The sequence below is a fragment of the Pedobacter nyackensis genome, from assembly GCF_900176505.1.
Taxonomy (GTDB): domain Bacteria; phylum Bacteroidota; class Bacteroidia; order Sphingobacteriales; family Sphingobacteriaceae; genus Pedobacter; species Pedobacter nyackensis.
On sequence record NZ_FWYB01000004.1, the window covers coordinates 96050 to 112932 of the forward strand.

Sequence of the window (16883 nt, forward strand, 5' to 3'; positions counted from 1 at the left end):
GATGCAAATTTAGCGTTAAAATTTTAAAACAGTAAGGATCATGTGTAATATATCCTTCATTTTATTGCAGTATCGGCCTGTTTTGTAAGATTTCTTTAGCTTTGTGATTATAATTAAAGGAATACACGCTTTTAACACGATTGCAGAAGTCTATGGGGAATGTTTTTAAGTTCAAAAAATTTGAAGTAAACCAGACGGGCTGCGCTATGAAAATCAATACGGATGGTGTTTTGCTTGGGGCTATAGCTGAGCAAGCGAATGCAAAGCAGATTCTGGATATTGGAACCGGAACAGGGGTAATCGCTATGATGCTTGCGCAACGGTTCCCCGGCGCACAAATTGAAGCCGTTGAAATTGACGAACAGGCTGCAATGACTGCGGGCGCTAATTTTAAAAGTTCAAGCTTTGCCGCGAACTGCCGTGCTCACCATGGCGATATCGCGACTTATCAATCGGGGATTAAATATGATCTTGTGGTTTCGAATCCACCTTATTTTGTAAATGACCTGAAAAATCAGGAACACAGGAAAGGGATTGCCAGGCATGCAGGCTCGCAGTTTTTTGAATCTATGTTGTTGCGTGTTGCCGATTTGCTGGATAAGTCAGGCAGCTTCTGGTATATTTTACCTGTAAAGCAAGCCGAAAGCATGATTCAGATGGCTTCGGATTTCGGTTTGTCTCCATCTTTAATTATTCGTCTGCACTCAGATGACAGTAAACCCGAGTTCAGATGGATCGTTTGTCTGGATTATACCGGAAACAAAACAACTCATCAGAATTTATACATTTATAAAACGGAAGGTGTTTATACGGATGCTTACAGGCAGCTGTTAAAAGACTTTTTTCTTGCTTTTTAATCCATAATGAAGAAAATAGGACTAATGTCGGACACGCACGGCTTTTTAGATGATGCCGTTTTTAAGCACTTTGCTGACTGCGATGAAATATGGCATGCAGGGGATTTTGGACCGGATGTAGCAGAGCGACTTGCAGCATTTAAACCTTTAAAAGGTGTTTATGGGAATATCGATGATAAAGAGATCCGTTCGGTATATCCGGAGCATCTTCGCTTCAACTGTGAAAAGGTGGATGTATGGATGACGCATATAGGCGGGTATCCGGGTAGGTATGCGCCGCAAGTTAAGAGCGAAATTTACACTAAGCCTCCGATGTTATTTATTTCCGGGCATTCACATATTTTAAAAGTGATGTTTGACAAGAAAATAAATTGTCTGCATATAAATCCCGGTGCAGCGGGAAATTCTGGCTGGCATCGAATAAAAACTTTGGTTACATTTTGTATTTCAGAAGAAAAAATCCATACCTTAGCGGTCATAGAAATAGGTAATAGATAACGTATAAAATACACTAAGTATATGACAGGTATAAAAACACTTGGTCAATTCATAATCGAGAAACAGGCTGATTTCTCTTATGCAAAAGGAGAGCTTTCCAGGTTGCTGAGGGATATCGGTATTGCTGCAAAAATAGTTAACAGGGAGGTTAATAAAGCCGGCCTTGTGGATATTTTAGGCGAAGCCGGAACAATTAACATTCAGGGTGAAGGGCAGCAGAAATTAGATGTATTTGCCAATACGCAATTTATTAGTGCGCTTACAAGCGGCGGTGAATGTTGTATTGTGGCTACAGAAGAGGAAGATGATTTTGTGCCAATTGACTCTCCGGTATCAAAAAATGCTAAATATATTGTTTGTATTGATCCGCTAGACGGCTCTTCAAACATAGATGTGAATGTTGCTGTAGGTACCATTTTTTCTATTTATAGAAGGAAATCAACAGAAGGTATGGCTACTTTATCTGATGTATTGCAAAAAGGAACTCAACAGGTTGCCGCGGGTTATGTGATCTATGGATCATCTACCATGCTTGTATATACAACAGGGAAAGGTGTGAACGGATTTACTTTAGATCCTTCTATAGGTGAGTTTTGCTTATCGCATCCGAATCTTAAAATACCTGAAAGTGGAAACATTTATTCTATTAATGAAGGTAACTACGTTCATTTCCCTGAGGGTGTGAAAAAATATATTAAATATGCACAGGTAGAAGATAAAGCTACCAACAGACCTTATACTTCAAGGTATATTGGTTCAATGGTGGGTGATATTCATCGTAACCTGATCAAAGGTGGTATTTATATTTATCCTACAACTTCAAGTTCTCCGAATGGGAAGCTAAGGTTATTGTATGAGTGCAATCCGATGGCTTTTATTGTTGAGCAGGCGGGTGGGGTAGCTTCCGATGGATTTAACAGAATATTGGAAATTGAACCTACAGAATTGCACCAACGAACTTCTATTTTTATTGGATCATCTAATATGGTTAAAGTTGCCGAAGATTTGATGACTGAGTTTTCTTCTGAAAAGAACAATGCACCTAAAGTTAACGGCACTTCCGTAAACGATCAACTAGGGCAATTGCATTAACAGAGGATGCTAAAAATAATTTAAATAATTGATTATAAAAACGGCCGCTTTTAAAGCGGCCGTTTTGTTTATTAGCATATTGGATTTAATCTTTGTTTATAATTGTGAAGCTGTTGCTTCAAATTCTGCATCAATCGTCTGTGCAGCTCTGTTTTTAGAAGCAGCAACGGCAAGCTGGTCGCAGCGCTCATTTTCCGCATGATTGTTATGTCCTTTAACCCAAACAAATTTAACGTCGTGCAATTTATATACGTTTAAGAAGCGCATCCAAAGGTCTTTATTCTTTTTACCTTTAAATCCTGTCTTAACCCACCCAAAAACCCATTTCTTTTCAACAGAATCAATTACATACTTGGAGTCTGAAAATATAGTGACTTGCTGTCCGGGTGTTTTTAAAGCTTGTAGTGCTACAATCACAGCCAGGAGCTCCATTCTGTTATTGGTAGTCATCCTAAAGCCGGCACTCAACTCTTTATAGTGTTGTCCTGATCTTAGAATTACGCCATAACCACCAGGTCCTGGGTTTCCACTAGCTGCTCCGTCTGTATATATTTCAATCATATTTGAAGCAAATCTAGCTTTTTAAGGCTTAAAAGCAATTCTTAACGATTTATTTATATTCTGATTAAAATTAAAATGCTTGAATTTTAATTGGTTAAGAGAAAAGTTCAGGATAAAGTTTAAAAATATTTGTTAAAAATGATTTTAATCGTACTTTTGTAGCGTTGAAAGCAAAACATGGTGGTTTTAGCTCAGTTGGTTAGAGCATCGGTTTGTGGTACCGAGGGTCGTGGGTTCGAGCCCCATATTCCACCCCAAGTTTTGAAAAGCAGTCTGAAAAGGCTGCTTTTTTGTTTCCGGGTATTTCTGGGGCTTGGGACACCTTACCCTTTATAATTCCACGAAAGGTATTGGTTCCGGTATACCTTCGGTGTACCTCTTGTATACCTGGCCTGTTCAAACGGAGATACTTTGTGCGTCAATCAACTTTAGGATAATGTTGCCTTAATCAGAACCGAAGCAACAGCGTGGCAAGGGCGAGTGATGACCGAAGCAGGAGGCCAGGTATATAAGAGGTATATAAGAGGTATATAGGTACTACAAAGATCCGAACATTATCAATCTGACTTTACGCTAAAAATTTTAATGCTCTCGTATGTTAAAAATTGCACTCATTTGTGGGGATTCTTCCCATGTCTTAGACTTACAAAAGTCCTAGGTTAGCGAAGGAAGGCTATTTTAAATGATCGTCAGGTAAACTTAATACCAGGCTGGGTATTTTTAAGAAATTTCAAGGATCTCCCACAGCATTTGGTCTTGATCCTGGGAAGCTCCTTTGTAGCTCGGAAGGCAGAAACACTGCACTGCAACAGTAGCCAATCTTCAGGTAATTGTTAAAATCAGAGGATCAATTGGTAACATCATCATTTTTAATAGATTTCGCGCTTTTCTTTACGGCGTCTTTTAGCTTCCCAAATGTGTAATTGAGGCTAACCTTATAGGAACGAAAGTAGGAGATGTCGGTTGAGCGCTGCTCAAATCCGGGGCCGTTCAATTGAACTATGTTCGACCGATACCTGGCAAAAGGATTATTGCTTGCAAGGGAAAATGTGAGTTTGTTGGAAACGAGTTCCTTCGACAGGCCGAAAGAGGAAGTGATTTGGGAATTGGTCTCGCGCTGGAATGTGAAGCTTCGGCTTTTGAAATTCATACTGGCATTGACTCGCCATCCCTTTTCTAATTTCAGACCACTATTAAGACCAAAGGCATACATGAATCCACTGGTGCTGAGGAGGGCGTTTCCATCGGTACCTTCAATCTTGCCATAAAATGCTTTGACGTTGGTTGAAAAATTCCAACTTTTTGTAATTGGATAGTTGACGCTGATATTCGAGCTAAATACGCTCGCCTTTCCTGTATTCTGATAGGCTATACGGGTGATATTGGTCGAGGGATCATAAGTGGCAACCTGGTTAATCAGCGCGTTGAAGGAAATATAATCAAAGCTAATATTCATAAAAGCCTTTTTTTGTAGACTGTAGCTAAATTGAATTCCATTGGCTATTACTGGAAGTAGCGCAGGATTGCCACTAGATTCGACATTAGGATTTGATCTGTTTACAAAAGGATTAAGCTGATAGATTCCGGGGCGCTGAACGCGTTGTGTAAAGCCCATGGTAATCGTTGAAGTAATCCCTGGTTTGTAGCTAATAGCCATGACAGGCAACAAGTTCAGTTGCTGTTTGGAAATAGTAGTCTGATTGCTCATGAAGTCGGCATGGATTTGGGTATGCTCGAGTCGAACTCCGGCTTTAACACTAAAGGTGCCTAAGTTGAACTGATAGCTATTATAAGCTGCGTATACATTCTGGCTGTTGCTGAAATTATTGCTCTTTAGTGGGTCGATCTCGAAGGAACCAAGAAGGTCGTTAAATTCCAGGTAATTAAAATTACTACTGTTGCTTCGGAAGATGCTCTTAATTCCAGCTTCAATACTTATTTTTTTGAACAAGGTGGTATAGTCGAGTTGAATGGTGTGTTCAGAGGAATTTCCTGTATTGTATTGCTGATAATCTGATTGGACAAAATTAAGCCGGCTGGAAAAATCGATTTGGTTATCGTTTCGGTACCCATTGATATAAAAGCGGTAGGAAAGCGTAAGCAGTCGTTTTTTGTTCTTAACAGAGCCTAATTGGTAGTTTAAAGAGACATCCGCACCATTTCCTCTGCCGGTGCTACTGTTGTTGAGGAGGTACGACTGCATTGATTGTCCTGTAGAAGAACTCAATTGTGTGGCATAGCCATTTTCATTGGTTTGATTGATGTTAAAGGAGGCGGAAAGCAAATTGAGACTATCTATTTCATAGCTGAACTCTGTACCAAAGTAGCCACTATGGCTATCTTTTTCTTTCGAGTTATCTTGGCTTAAGATCGTACTGGTAGATATCCTATGATTGTAGTCGGAAGTAACTGGTGTATTGTAGATACCGCCACCACTAAACGCAGTGATACCGAACTTACCTAATTTAGCAGAAAAGGAACCACCGCCAGCCGGTCCGCCGGTAGGGACAGTAGCATTCAGATTAGCAGTTCCACTGTATCCGGAAGATAGTTTTTTGTTTGTAATGATATTGATGATACCTACCAAACCTTCAGCATCATATTTTGAGGGAGGTGTTGTGATTACCTCAATCCTTTGAATGGTTGAGGCTGGCATGCTGCGCAGTACTTCTTTTAAATTTCGTTCCATCATGGCCGAAGGTCTTCCGTTGATTAGAATTTTATAACCGGAACTTCCTTTTAACTCAAGGTTGTCATCTGCATCTACACTGAGCATTGGTATCTTTTTCATCATTTCCAGTACACTGCTCGATTTGCTCTCGGGGTCAGCTTGTATATCGTAGCTGAGCCTGTCAATTTCTTGTTTAATCAGGCGTTTATTTGCTGTTATGGCTACTTCAGAAAGAGACTTACTATCCGGGGCTGTAGTCGAATCCACAACTTTGGCATTTGGTTTTTTTTGAGTGTTCTGCGCATTGCTGATAAATGGAAGAAAAAATAAGGCAATAAGAATCCTTATTACGGAAATTGTGGTTTTCGTATTCATGGCAATTGAAATAAATGATGTTGTTTAGATCGGGCTTATTTCTCCTGTTTTTTCATGATCAGGTAATAGGTAAGAAACCCAGTTGCAACGCTTACCAATACCACACCGTATGGAACCGTTGATTCGTCGGCCGGATAGGGGAGGAATTCCACCAGAATCAGCCCTATTCCACCAAATAAAAGTACCAGTCCCCATTTGAGTATCTCTGAGCCTATGCCGGAAAGACTCAATAAGAATTTTAAACTATTTTCATCTATTGGACCTGAGTCGATAATCCTTTTTTTAAGTCTATAATTGTAAAGGGCAATGATGATGACGGCCACCACAATGCAGATGGCTATAGGGGTAAGGAAAATGATTTCTTTTTTCATGTGCTGATCCGTTTATGGGAAGTAGACAACGCTCAATTGAATAATGTTGCAGTTTAACCTATTTATTTTTACCAGGATTGATTTCTTTGAAACGATTCTTTTTTATGGTGATATGATCCAAGTACTGGATCAGAAAAAGTAATGGAAAGGTGATGATGAAGAGCCATTTATGTTCGCCGATAGAATTGGTAATATGCGTATCGTAGGCGCTGTCTAAAAGTAGCAGGCCAAAAAATAATATTGTGATTGCGACAACAAAGATTAATGCCCAGCCACCATAGAACCTGAGTCTGTTTTTGTATTGCAGCTTCTCTTGTAACTTGTTTCGGAGTTTTGTAGAGAAATCCATGCTTAAGCCTTCTTCCGATGGGGTGGAAAGGGCTGTGAACAATAATTTTTGAACTTCTTCTTCACTATGTCTTTTCATGATATTTCATTTTTTAAGTAACCCTCTAGTTTTTCCTTCAACAGTTTACGGCCACGGAAAAGGTAACTTTTAATTGTACCTTCGGGTAATGAGGTAACTTGCTCAATCTCCTGATAGGAAAATTCCTCAAGATGGAATAGTGTAAGTACCATTCTGTACTGATGTGGCAGCTGAGTGATCAGGTAATTGATATACTTGTTGACATCCTTTTTTATTAATTCATTTTCGGGGTCGGTAAGCGTGAAATGATGATTTTCAACATCATCAGGGTATTGATGAAAACTATCTCTTTTGTTCTTTTTGATGTGGTTTAAGGCCGTTGAGTAGGCGATTCGTGCAATCCAGGTAGAAAGCTTAGACTGATAGCCAAAACTCTTCAGACTCTTGAAAACCTTGATGAATACTTCCTGGCAGATATCCTGGGCATCATCATTACTGTTCACCAGCTTAAAGCATATGTGAAAGACTAACCTTTCATATTGTTTTACCAATAGATCAAAGGCCCTGAGGTCGCCGCTAAGAATTTTAGGGATTGTTGCCCTTTCATCAAACATCAGCGATTAGACAATTGCTAAAGAAAAAATGTTGCAATAATTCTGATTTAATTTTTGACTGCAATCGGATTTGCAGCTTAGGCAAAAAAAAAGCATCCTTCGTGGATGCTTTTTTTAGTGTAGTGGGCTTAGCTAAGCTTTACTTTCGTTGCGTTTAAGCCTTTTTTACCATTTTCCACTTCATAGCTTACGCGGTCATTTTCTCTAACCTTATCGATAAGCCCTGTTACGTGTACAAAGATCTCAGGTTCACCATTTTCTGGTACGATGAATCCAAATCCTTTTGATTCATTAAAAAATTTTACTGTTCCTTCTGGCATTGCAATGTTAATTTAAAATATAAATAAAGCGGTTATTAGACTTAAAAGTAAGACAATTATTGTAAAAATTTTGTTTTATATAGTAGAAAATGTAAAATAATTTAAAGGGCCGTTCTTAATTCAACTTTATTGTCCAATGGTTTTAAACTTTTTAAATAAGTGTAAACGGCTTCCAGGTCATTTTTAGTCATTCCCGCATACATTGTCCAGGGCATAGGCGTGTTTAATTCGCCCTTAGCTATCGCTGGTAGTTTTATGCTGCTGTCTGCGTAAACTTTAAACTTTTTGACAAACATTTCCTTAGTCCAACCGCCCAATCCATTGGTTTTATGCATGGTGATGTTGGTTGAACGGATAATGCCTGCAGGTTGTTTAAATTCCATACCACCACCAAATTCAGTACCTGCTATGATCGCGCCCTTATCCATTTTACTATGGCATTCCACGCATCCGGCGGCATTAACCAGGTACGCGCCATATTTAACGGTATCCTGCATAGCTGGTATTTTTTGGAAATCCGCTTTTTTTGGCGTCGTTTTATTAATCAGGTTAACCGGAAAGTTTAACTCGGTTTTTGCTACCTGATTTTCAATAGGAGCTAATGAACGGATGTAGGCAATAATGCTGTAGATATCCTCCTGGTTCATTTTGCCAAACCTGCGGTAACCCATTAACGGAAATAATGCTTTCCCTTCTTTATTTACACCAGTAGTAATGGCTTTTAATAATTCGCCGTCAGTCCAGCTTCCCAAAGCATTAGGTGTAATGTTAGGCGCGTAAATTTTTCCCGGAAAGCCCATGTTTTCATCAAAAACTTCACCGCCCTTACCCAAAGTACCGCTGACTGGTGGTCCAGAGAATACAGCCCAATTACGAGTGCTGTGGCAATCTATACAGGCGGCTACATTATTGGCCAGATAGCGTCCTCGTTCTAAACGCGCAGGGGTTGATTCTATTTTTACTGTCTGAGTATCACCGGTATCCGGGAAAGCAATATTGATGTATAAAACACCTGCAAGCACAAGTACGATTACAAATGAGACAATAAGTCCAAGAATTTTTAAAATTTTCATTTATATGAGGTTTAAGTTAATGGTCAAAATTCAATTCTTCTCTTTTTCTACCCTTAATCTGTAACATATACCAATGGATTTAGCGCTTTCGTTCGATTTCTTTATTGTAAGGAATTGTTGGTTTCTTAAATATAAAGAATGTTAATTTAAAAATCCAATTGTGCTAAGAAAGTATGTTCTGATGCATTTTTTTGACCTTAAAACTGGCATGCTTATTGGCTATAGAGAACTATCATTAAAAAACCTATTGCCTTTAGATAGAAACAATTACATACCAATGAAACAAAAACAGCGTTCTTTTCTGCTCATCTTCGGGGTTATCATCGTTTTTATCACCTTGCTTTTTCGAAATTCAATTACACAGCGCTCGGAGCAAAAGGTATTGGTAACTACATTGAGTGAATTAGATACAAACAGTCGTCAATTGTCGAAGTTGGACAGTATTACACTAAGTTTACAGGTTGCAGAAAATAATTTCCGCATGTATACTGCATTGTGGAGACCTGAGTATTTTGTTAAGTACACAGAAGAGATCAGATCTATTTCGGCTTTGCTGGCTGGTTTTTCTCTGGACGATAATAAGAATATTTCGGGTAGTATCGTTGGCGATTTAACCAATAAGCGTAAGCAAATGTTGCTTTACAGTGAAATTAAAAAGCTAGCTGATTCGATCACCAACATAAATCTTCAACTTAATGTTGGTAAAATTGATAGCGGTCTTTTAGCCGTAAAGTCTTTCCCTAAGCCTTCAGTAAAGAAAGTTGTGGAGGTGGAAGAAATAAAAGCTGAACCGGTGGTGAAAAAGAAAAAGCTCTTTGCGCGAATTAAGAATGCAATTTTAAATAAGTCTGACGCTGTTGATACTTCTAAAATAAGAAAAACAGAAACTACTTATGTACCTATTGATAATGGGGCAGCGGCCTATAATAGAAAGCAGTTACAAAAGATGGGGGCCTATTACAAAGGTTTACTTGACGATCAGAGGAAGAATCATGAGAAGCTAACGGAAAAAGAACAAACAATTCTGACTTTAAATGAGCGGATTTTTGAAAACATTAAACTGCTTTTTAGGGAATATAAAAATAACGTCAATCTAAGTGAGCAGGCAAGGAAAATAGCGCTTAAGAATAGAGCAAAAACCTCATTAGACAGTATCGACTGGTCGGGTAAGTTTAATTTCATTATTAGCTTGCTGTCTTACCTGGGCATTATATTTTTGTTGTATAAACTTTACCGGTCTTATAGCAAGATCATGAGGGCAAATAAATTGGCCGCCGATCAGGTGGTTAGCAAATCCAGGTTTTTTACCAGCATCAGTCATGAGATGCGGACGCCTTTAAATGCAATAATGGGAGTGTCCGAACAGCTTAAGTCAACGCCATTAAATGACAATCAGAAAGGAATGTCTAAATTGTTGGATACTTCAGCATCTATGCTTTTGTCGGCTGTTAATGAGGTGCTCGATTTTTCCCGTTTGGAAACTAACAAACTCTCTCTGGCTAAAACTCCATTCAGATACAAGCGAATATTAAAGGAGGTAGCAGATACCACCAAAGTACTGGCCGATCAGAAAAACATAGCGCTCGAATTGAAGCAGGATGTTGCGCCTGATTTATTACTGGTAGGGGATCCTTACCGTTTAAAACAAATTCTGATGAATTTGACCGCAAATGCAATTAAATTTACAGACAAGGGAGAGGTGAGTATTCAGGTAGAGCTCAAAAGAATCGACGTAAAGAATGCAATGTTGCATGTTAAGGTTATTGATACCGGTATAGGTATCTCGCCGGCAAATCTTCCGATTGTTTTTAAAGAATTTTCACAGGTAATAGATTCGAAGCGTAATGACTGGCAGACTGGATCGGGACTAGGACTTACCATCAGTAAAAAATTGGTTGATCTGCACAAGGGGAAGATAACCGTGGAAAGTGCAGTAGGTAAGGGAACGACTTTTAGTTTTGAGTTGCCTTACATTATTGCAAGTGAGGAAGAGGAAAATCCGGATGATCAAAACGAATATGTGGTAAATAGCAATCGTTTTAAAAATATTCATATTCTGGTTGTTGATGATTCAGAAATAAATCTATTGATGATTAAGATGATTTTTAAAAAGCATGAGATCAGTTTTGATACGGCTGCGAATGGTATAGAAGCACTGGAGTTCATTGCCAATAACAGGTGTGATATGGTGCTGACTGATATTCAGATGCCGGAAATGGACGGGCTGGAACTGATCAAAAGGATCAGAACTAATGCTGATCCTAAAAAAGCCGCAATACCTGTAATTGCAATAACGGGTCAGATTACACCTGAGTCGCATGATTTGTATCTGTCTTCAGGTTTGAATAATTATATCATTAAGCCTTATACAGAGCGCGAGTTGATGGAAAAAATCCTAGATTGTATAGCTTAGCAATACATGTCCGTCATCAAAGGTTTTGGTTTCGAGGAGATGTAGCTTTAGCAATTTGCTATCATCAGTAAATAATTTTCTTCCATTGCTTAAAACAGCAGGACATATAATGAATTGATACTCATCAATAACGTCGCTATTTAACAGTGATTGTACTAGTGAAAGGCTTCCCCATATGATGATGTCTTTTCCGGCTTGCATCTTTAGCTTTTTGATTTCATTTACCACATCTTTTTTTATGATGGGAACAGGCTCCAGGTTACCCCATGGAGCTTGCTCAAGGCGCTCTGAAACAACATATTTTTTTAAGGCATTTAATCCCGGAGCAATCGGTTCATCTGAGTTTGGCCAGTAGGCTTCAAACATAGTATAGGTGGCTCGCCCCAATATCATGGTATCTATTGTTTCTATAAGCTGCAACTGATTGTTTTCAATATTGTTTTCCGAATCGGTTGAAAAACTCGCGGGCATAAAATCGAGCTCGTCATTTTTACCGGCAGCAAAACCATCAACAGTCATAAATTCCTGAACAATTACTTTTCTCATGATTGTTATTTTTAATACATAACAAATGTAAGTGTCATAAAGATTATAATGACGGGGGAGAAAGGTCAAATAAAAGGGGCTTATGCGACAGAAGTCCGAAAAGATTCTTGCGAATACCTTTTCAGACTTCTTTTATAAGTGTTTGGAATTATATAGTTTTCGGCGTGTAAACCTTAACCACACCATCTCCTTCACTGCTCACTACTAATAAACTCTTTTTAGTGGGACTGTTTTTAGCCGGTATATAAAGTACGCCCTCAGGAGCGTCGCCACATTTCAGTAATTGTAGAAAAACCGGTGCTGTGGGAATTGTGATGTCATAAACGGCTATAGCATCAGACCTTTCCATACCTACAAAAGCCACCTTTTTATTGCCTACTGTACCAATGGTGATGCCTTCAGGTTCAACACTTTTATCATCACTTCTTCCATCCTCGTACACTTTTTCATCTATACACTTAGCATCCAGCTGATTCTTGCTGTCAAAAACCTGTGCACCAGTGTTGCCATTCCAAACCGAAAATGAACGTGAACCAAAAGAATACAACTCATCCAGATCTCCGTCACCATCAGTATCGCCTAAAGTAGTGGTAACATTTAGCTTACCCAATTGATCGTCTTTTTTCAGATCAAGAGCATTAGGGAATACAGTTGGATCTAATTTTATGTCCTTGTTTTTTACTCTAAGGAATTCAGTGAAAGCTGTATATTCCCTCGTATCACCTTCGTTGGCGGTGAACAGATAAGGAGTTCCATTTGATTCCAATATGGCAATCGCATCAGGTAAATACATTCCCTTAACCGGCCATTTAGCAGGTTTATACCCTCCGTCAGCATCACTAGGATCGATCTCATTTCCTGTGGTATTGTAATCTTTAAATCCAAGTGGAAAGATGTTAGAGATAGTTTTCGAGCCTATATCTATTTTAGCGATAGCGTTATTTTCTTGTAGGGTTACCCAGGCAGTTTTCGAATCAGAAGAAATGGTAATGTATTCCGGCTCTATGTCTTTTACAAAATTTTTACCGATACCAAATATTCTGAATCCTTTTTGTGTCAAGGCAGCAAGTTGACCAGCCATTGAAGAAAAATCGAAGGTAGTGACTGCATAGTTCTCTTTAACAGAAATGATTGATACAGTACCTGAAGGATCAGTGGTGTACTCGGTATTTGGCTCACCCTCATTTGCGGTCATAATGTATTTTCCATCCGGAGAGAAAATAATCATATCCGGTAGTGCTCCTACTGTAACCTCAGTAATTTTGCTGTAGTCGCTGGTTTTAAAAACCACAACTTTGCCATTTGCCTGTTTGTCGTTTGCCTGAATCGCAGCAGCTAGTTTACCATCATGTATGGCAACGCTGTTTACTGCGCCACCATATGGTGTTATGTTAATGGCACCAATAGATACCATATGCTCAGGATCTTTAAAATCAATTATCTCGATTTGATTTAATTGGCTTGGACTGCCTTCATTTTCATTTCTTACTACAAACAGTCTTTTGGTAATCGGGTCGAATGCCGATATTTCTGCCGCACCTGTTTCACCGATGTCCAGAGATCCGATCTCCGAAAAAGTAGCAGGATCTTCATTTATAAAGAACTCGGAATCGATGGGAGTTTTATCTTTCTTACAAGCTAGAAAGCCAATAGGTAGAAGTAGGGTAATTAGTAAAAGTTTTTTCATATGGATTTATTAAGTTTATACGCTAAAGTATAATTACAACATGATCGATACTTAAGCTTAGTATTATGATATTGTTAGCCCCTGTAATAAGTATGCCGGACTGATGGGATTAATAAGCGTATAACTAGCTTACTTTTCGTATCATTAAAAAATAAATTTAAAATGAGTAGGTTAGTTATTTATAAAAATAAATATATTAGTCTTCGTTTACAACCAAATCAAACTATAAATATTAAATGACCAACCTAACCAAAGAGAAAAGTGCAGCAGCATACCTGTTTAGCGCTCCTGTTATTGTAGCCTCCTTAGGCTATTTTGTAGATATATACGACTTACTACTGTTCGGTATTGTGCGGATACCCAGTTTAACTGAACTTGGGCTCGACGAAGCTGCGGTATCTATTGAAGGTGCAAGTATTCTAAACTGGCAAATGACAGGATTGTTATTAGGTGGTATCCTTTGGGGTGTTTTAGGAGATAAGAAAGGCCGTTTATCAGTACTTTTTGGTTCTATTATTACTTATTCTGTCGCAAATTTTGCCTGTGGCTTTGTGCATGATGTAACCGTTTATAAGCTATTACGTTTTGTAGCAGGTATTGGTCTTGCTGGTGAACTGGGCGCGGGAATTACCCTGGTTTCGGAGAGTTTACCTAAAAGATTAAGGGCAATAGGAACTTCAGTTGTTGCAGGTGTAGGCTTGCTTGGAGCTGTTGTTGGCTATTTTACCGTTGAGCTGTTTAGCTGGAGAAATGCTTATTTCATCGGTGGAGGTATGGGGATTATGCTCTTGTTTTTAAGAATTGGCGTATTTGAATCGGGAATGTTTAATCTCATGAAAGAAAAGCATGGTGTAGCTAAGGGGAATTTCTTATCATTTTTTACGAAAAAAAGCAGACTGATCTTGTACCTGAAATGTATTGGTATAGGTTTACCAACCTGGTACGTGATCGGTATTCTTGCTACGTTTAGCAATGAGTTTGGTAAGGCTTTGGGAATTGCTGAAGCTATAAAACCGGGATTGGCAGTAATGTGGTGTTATGTAGGACTAGCCAGCGGGGATTTGGTGAGTGGGATGGTGAGCTACTGGCTTGAATCACGCGTCAGGGCAGTAACTTATCTGATGATTTTCACCCTAATAGGAGCTGTTATCTACCTTTATGGCGGAATAAATACCGCTACAGGGCTTTACGCCATGTGCCTTTGGGTAGGCTTTGGTATAGGTTACTGGGCTATGTTTGTAACTATTGGAGCTGAACAGTTTGGTACCAATATAAGGGCTACAGCAGCCACTACCATACCGAATATGGTTCGGGGTACTGTGGTATTAATGACCACCTTATATACTACATTGAAACCACTTGTATTTGAGGTTCATGCTGCCGGTATAGTAGGTCTGATTTGCTTCGGTATAGGTTTTTATTGTATTAGAACCATTCCTGAAACACATCATAAAGACCTCGATTTCGTAGAGATTTAGCCCTAATCCAATAAAAAGACAGTCATGCCTTTAGGCCCATGGGCCCCAAGAACCAAGGATTGTTCAATATCGGCCGTTTTAGATGGCCCAGCTATAAAGCTTCCAAAACCATAATCAGCGGTGCCTATTTTTAAATAGGCATCGTGCATGGTTTGCACAATTTCTTTTCTGCTCAATACCACTGCCAGTTGTTGGCATATGAAAGGTACTGCACGTTGATGCATTAAATCTTCAGTAATCCATAATGCTGCGTTTTCAGCAACACCAAAATGGGCGCTGATTACGGCCAGGTCTACATCAGCATAACTGTGCGGATCCTGATTCTCCCAACCTTGTTCCGAAATGGTATTCAATTCAGGCAAAGTGGATACAATACGCTGACCTGCAAAATGCTCAAGGATATACTTTTGGATACCCTCATAATTTGAAACTTCAATACATGTGCCACCTATCGTGTTGAGTAGGGTAGCAAAAGCCGCTATTGGATCCGCAGCAGGAAATGCAGTCAACACATCAGGTGGGAGCGCTTGCAATTCAGGTTGACTACTTAATATTTTTGCTAAAATCTGTTCTCTGCTAGTCATTCTTTTTATTTTTCTTGTACCACTCTCCAAATGATTCTTTAGGCACTTCCGGCATTTCCCGGTGTTGGTACCATAAGTTTAGTTTATTGTTTACTGTAAAAGGTGCATGTTTCATAAACCAACGGCCAGCTTTTCCAGCATTCCTATAAACAAAGGGATTGGATAAGGTGAATTCCATGGCCTTCATAGCTAGTTTCTTTTTAGGGTCGGCATAGCCTTCTTTCACAATTACCTGGCGCCATTTATAAAGTTGCTCGTGGATGTTGATTTTAACCGGACAAACATTGCTGCAGGAGCCGCAAAGGGTAGAGGCAAATGGCAGGTCTGCATATTCCTTCATATCCAGATTAGGCGCAAGAATAGAACCGATTGGACCTGCAACTGCAGTATGGTAACTGTGACCACCGCTTCGGCGGTAAACCGGACAAGTGTTCATACATGCGGCACAGCGGATACACTTTAGTGAGTTGCGAAAATCCGGGCGACTCAATTGAGTTGTCCTGCCATTATCTACTAACACAATATGCATTTCTTGTCCTGGTCTGGGTTTTTTAAAGTGACTGGAATAGGTAGTGATGGGTTGACCGGTTGCGCTCCTGGTTAGTAATCTTAAAAATACGCCCAGGTTTTTCCGCTTAGGGATAATTTTTTCTATACCCATGCAGGCAATATGTACATCAGCAAGGTGTGCACCCATATCCGCATTACCTTCATTTGTACAAACTACAAACTCACCGGTTTCAGCAACGGCAAAGTTTACGCCTGTAATAGCCGCTCTGCGTGTTAAAAAGGTTTCCCGCAAGTGTTCCCGCGCTGCGGCAGTTAGAAATACCGGATCAGACATGCCTTCAGGTGTGCCCAGATGTTCGTGGAACAATTCTCCTATTTCTTCTTTCTTTTTATGGATGCAGGGCAGTACAATATGACTTGGTGGTTCTTTGGCCAGCTGCACAATTCGCTCGCCCAGATCGGTGTCAATTACATCGATCCCTTGCTCCTTCAGATATTCATTCAAATGACATTCTTCGGTTAGCATGGATTTACTTTTGATGAGCCTGTCGACCTGATGCTTTTTTAATATCGAGTGCACAATTTGGTTGTGCTCGGCCGCATCAGCTGCCCAATGTACTGTAACACCATTTTTCTTTGCCTGCTCTTCAAAATCAATTAAATAGTTGTGGAGATTGGAAAGTACATTGTTTTTAATCAGCGAAGCAGTTTCCCTTAAAGATTCCCATTCGGGTATGTTGTGAGCGGCTTTATCACGCTTTGCGCGAACAAACCATAAAGTCTCGTCGTGCCAGTCTACCCTTGCTTCATCCTTATTAAATATCTCTGATAAGGCTGCGTGGTCTTTTGTTCCTGAGCTCATGTGT

The 16883-nt window shown here is 39.4% G+C and carries 16 protein-coding genes and 1 tRNA gene; 6 read left to right on the top strand and 11 right to left on the bottom strand.

Annotated elements, in window-relative coordinates:
• Positions 1-152 precede the first annotated feature (152 nt).
• From B9A18_RS10185 to fbp, 3 genes are read left to right on the top strand one after another with little or no spacing between them, the layout of a single operon-like run.
• Positions 153-857, top strand: a complete 705-nt coding sequence (locus tag B9A18_RS10185) for a tRNA1(Val) (adenine(37)-N6)-methyltransferase (protein WP_084289187.1) — start codon at positions 153-155, stop codon at positions 855-857.
• A gap of 6 nt (positions 858-863) precedes the next feature.
• Positions 864-1355, top strand: a complete 492-nt coding sequence (locus B9A18_RS10190) for a metallophosphoesterase family protein (RefSeq protein WP_084289188.1) — start codon at positions 864-866, stop codon at positions 1353-1355.
• 21 nt (positions 1356-1376) lie between these two features.
• A complete protein-coding gene (fbp, locus tag B9A18_RS10195; protein ID WP_084289189.1) occupies positions 1377-2447 on the top strand; it encodes a class 1 fructose-bisphosphatase in 1071 nt (356 codons plus the stop codon).
• Positions 2448-2543: 96 nt separating this feature from the next.
• On the opposite strand, the gene rnhA is transcribed toward fbp, so the two are convergent.
• Positions 2544-3008: a ribonuclease HI gene (gene rnhA / locus B9A18_RS10200; protein WP_084289190.1), complete on the bottom strand. Its 465-nt coding sequence runs from the start codon at positions 3006-3008 to the stop codon at positions 2544-2546.
• 180 nt (positions 3009-3188) lie between these two features.
• Between rnhA and B9A18_RS10205 the strand changes: the two genes are divergently transcribed.
• Positions 3189-3265 (top strand) — tRNA-His (locus B9A18_RS10205).
• Positions 3266-3855: 590 nt separating this feature from the next.
• Here B9A18_RS10205 and B9A18_RS10210 read toward each other — a convergent pair.
• From B9A18_RS10210 to B9A18_RS10235, 6 genes are all read right to left on the bottom strand, one after another.
• Positions 3856-6054 (bottom strand): outer membrane beta-barrel protein, encoded by a 2199-nt coding sequence (locus B9A18_RS10210; protein WP_084289191.1) that lies wholly within the window; start codon positions 6052-6054, stop codon positions 3856-3858.
• A gap of 35 nt (positions 6055-6089) precedes the next feature.
• Entirely contained in the window at positions 6090-6425 is a 336-nt protein-coding gene (locus B9A18_RS10215) for a hypothetical protein (protein ID WP_084289192.1), read from the bottom strand.
• 58 nt (positions 6426-6483) lie between these two features.
• A complete protein-coding gene (locus tag B9A18_RS10220) occupies positions 6484-6852 on the bottom strand; it encodes a hypothetical protein (protein ID WP_084289193.1) in 369 nt (122 codons plus the stop codon).
• On the bottom strand, positions 6849-7406 hold the full coding sequence (locus tag B9A18_RS10225; protein WP_084289194.1) for an RNA polymerase sigma factor: 558 nt from the start codon (positions 7404-7406) through the stop codon (positions 6849-6851). The genes B9A18_RS10220 and B9A18_RS10225 overlap by 4 nt, the downstream gene beginning before the upstream one ends.
• A gap of 128 nt (positions 7407-7534) precedes the next feature.
• Positions 7535-7726: a cold-shock protein gene (locus tag B9A18_RS10230; RefSeq protein WP_084289195.1), complete on the bottom strand. Its 192-nt coding sequence runs from the start codon at positions 7724-7726 to the stop codon at positions 7535-7537.
• Positions 7727-7827: 101 nt separating this feature from the next.
• Positions 7828-8799, bottom strand: a complete 972-nt coding sequence (locus B9A18_RS10235) for a c-type cytochrome (protein ID WP_084289196.1) — start codon at positions 8797-8799, stop codon at positions 7828-7830.
• A 277-nt stretch (positions 8800-9076) separates the two neighbouring features.
• On the opposite strand from B9A18_RS10235, the gene B9A18_RS10240 reads away from it, so the two are divergent.
• On the top strand, positions 9077-11212 hold the full coding sequence (locus B9A18_RS10240) for an ATP-binding protein (RefSeq protein ID WP_159452625.1): 2136 nt from the start codon (positions 9077-9079) through the stop codon (positions 11210-11212).
• Here the strand turns inward: B9A18_RS10240 and B9A18_RS10245 are convergent.
• Positions 11195-11758 (bottom strand): dihydrofolate reductase family protein, encoded by a 564-nt coding sequence (locus tag B9A18_RS10245; RefSeq protein WP_084289198.1) that lies wholly within the window; start codon positions 11756-11758, stop codon positions 11195-11197. The genes B9A18_RS10240 and B9A18_RS10245 overlap by 18 nt on opposite strands.
• 148 nt (positions 11759-11906) lie before the next feature.
• Positions 11907-13445, bottom strand: coding sequence for a choice-of-anchor I family protein (locus B9A18_RS10250; protein WP_084289199.1), 1539 nt, complete (start codon positions 13443-13445; stop codon positions 11907-11909).
• Positions 13446-13681: 236 nt separating this feature from the next.
• Between B9A18_RS10250 and B9A18_RS10255 the strand changes: the two genes are divergently transcribed.
• Entirely contained in the window at positions 13682-14923 is a 1242-nt protein-coding gene (locus B9A18_RS10255; RefSeq protein WP_084289200.1) for an MFS transporter, read from the top strand.
• A 2-nt stretch (positions 14924-14925) separates the two neighbouring features.
• Here the strand turns inward: B9A18_RS10255 and B9A18_RS10260 are convergent, their stop codons facing one another.
• Positions 14926-15507, bottom strand: a complete 582-nt coding sequence (locus B9A18_RS10260) for a LutC/YkgG family protein (protein WP_084289201.1) — start codon at positions 15505-15507, stop codon at positions 14926-14928.
• On the bottom strand, positions 15500-16879 hold the full coding sequence (locus B9A18_RS10265) for a lactate utilization protein B (RefSeq protein WP_084289202.1): 1380 nt from the start codon (positions 16877-16879) through the stop codon (positions 15500-15502). Before B9A18_RS10265 ends, B9A18_RS10260 begins: the two co-directional genes overlap by 8 nt.
• Between the last annotated feature and the right edge of the window lie 4 nt (positions 16880-16883).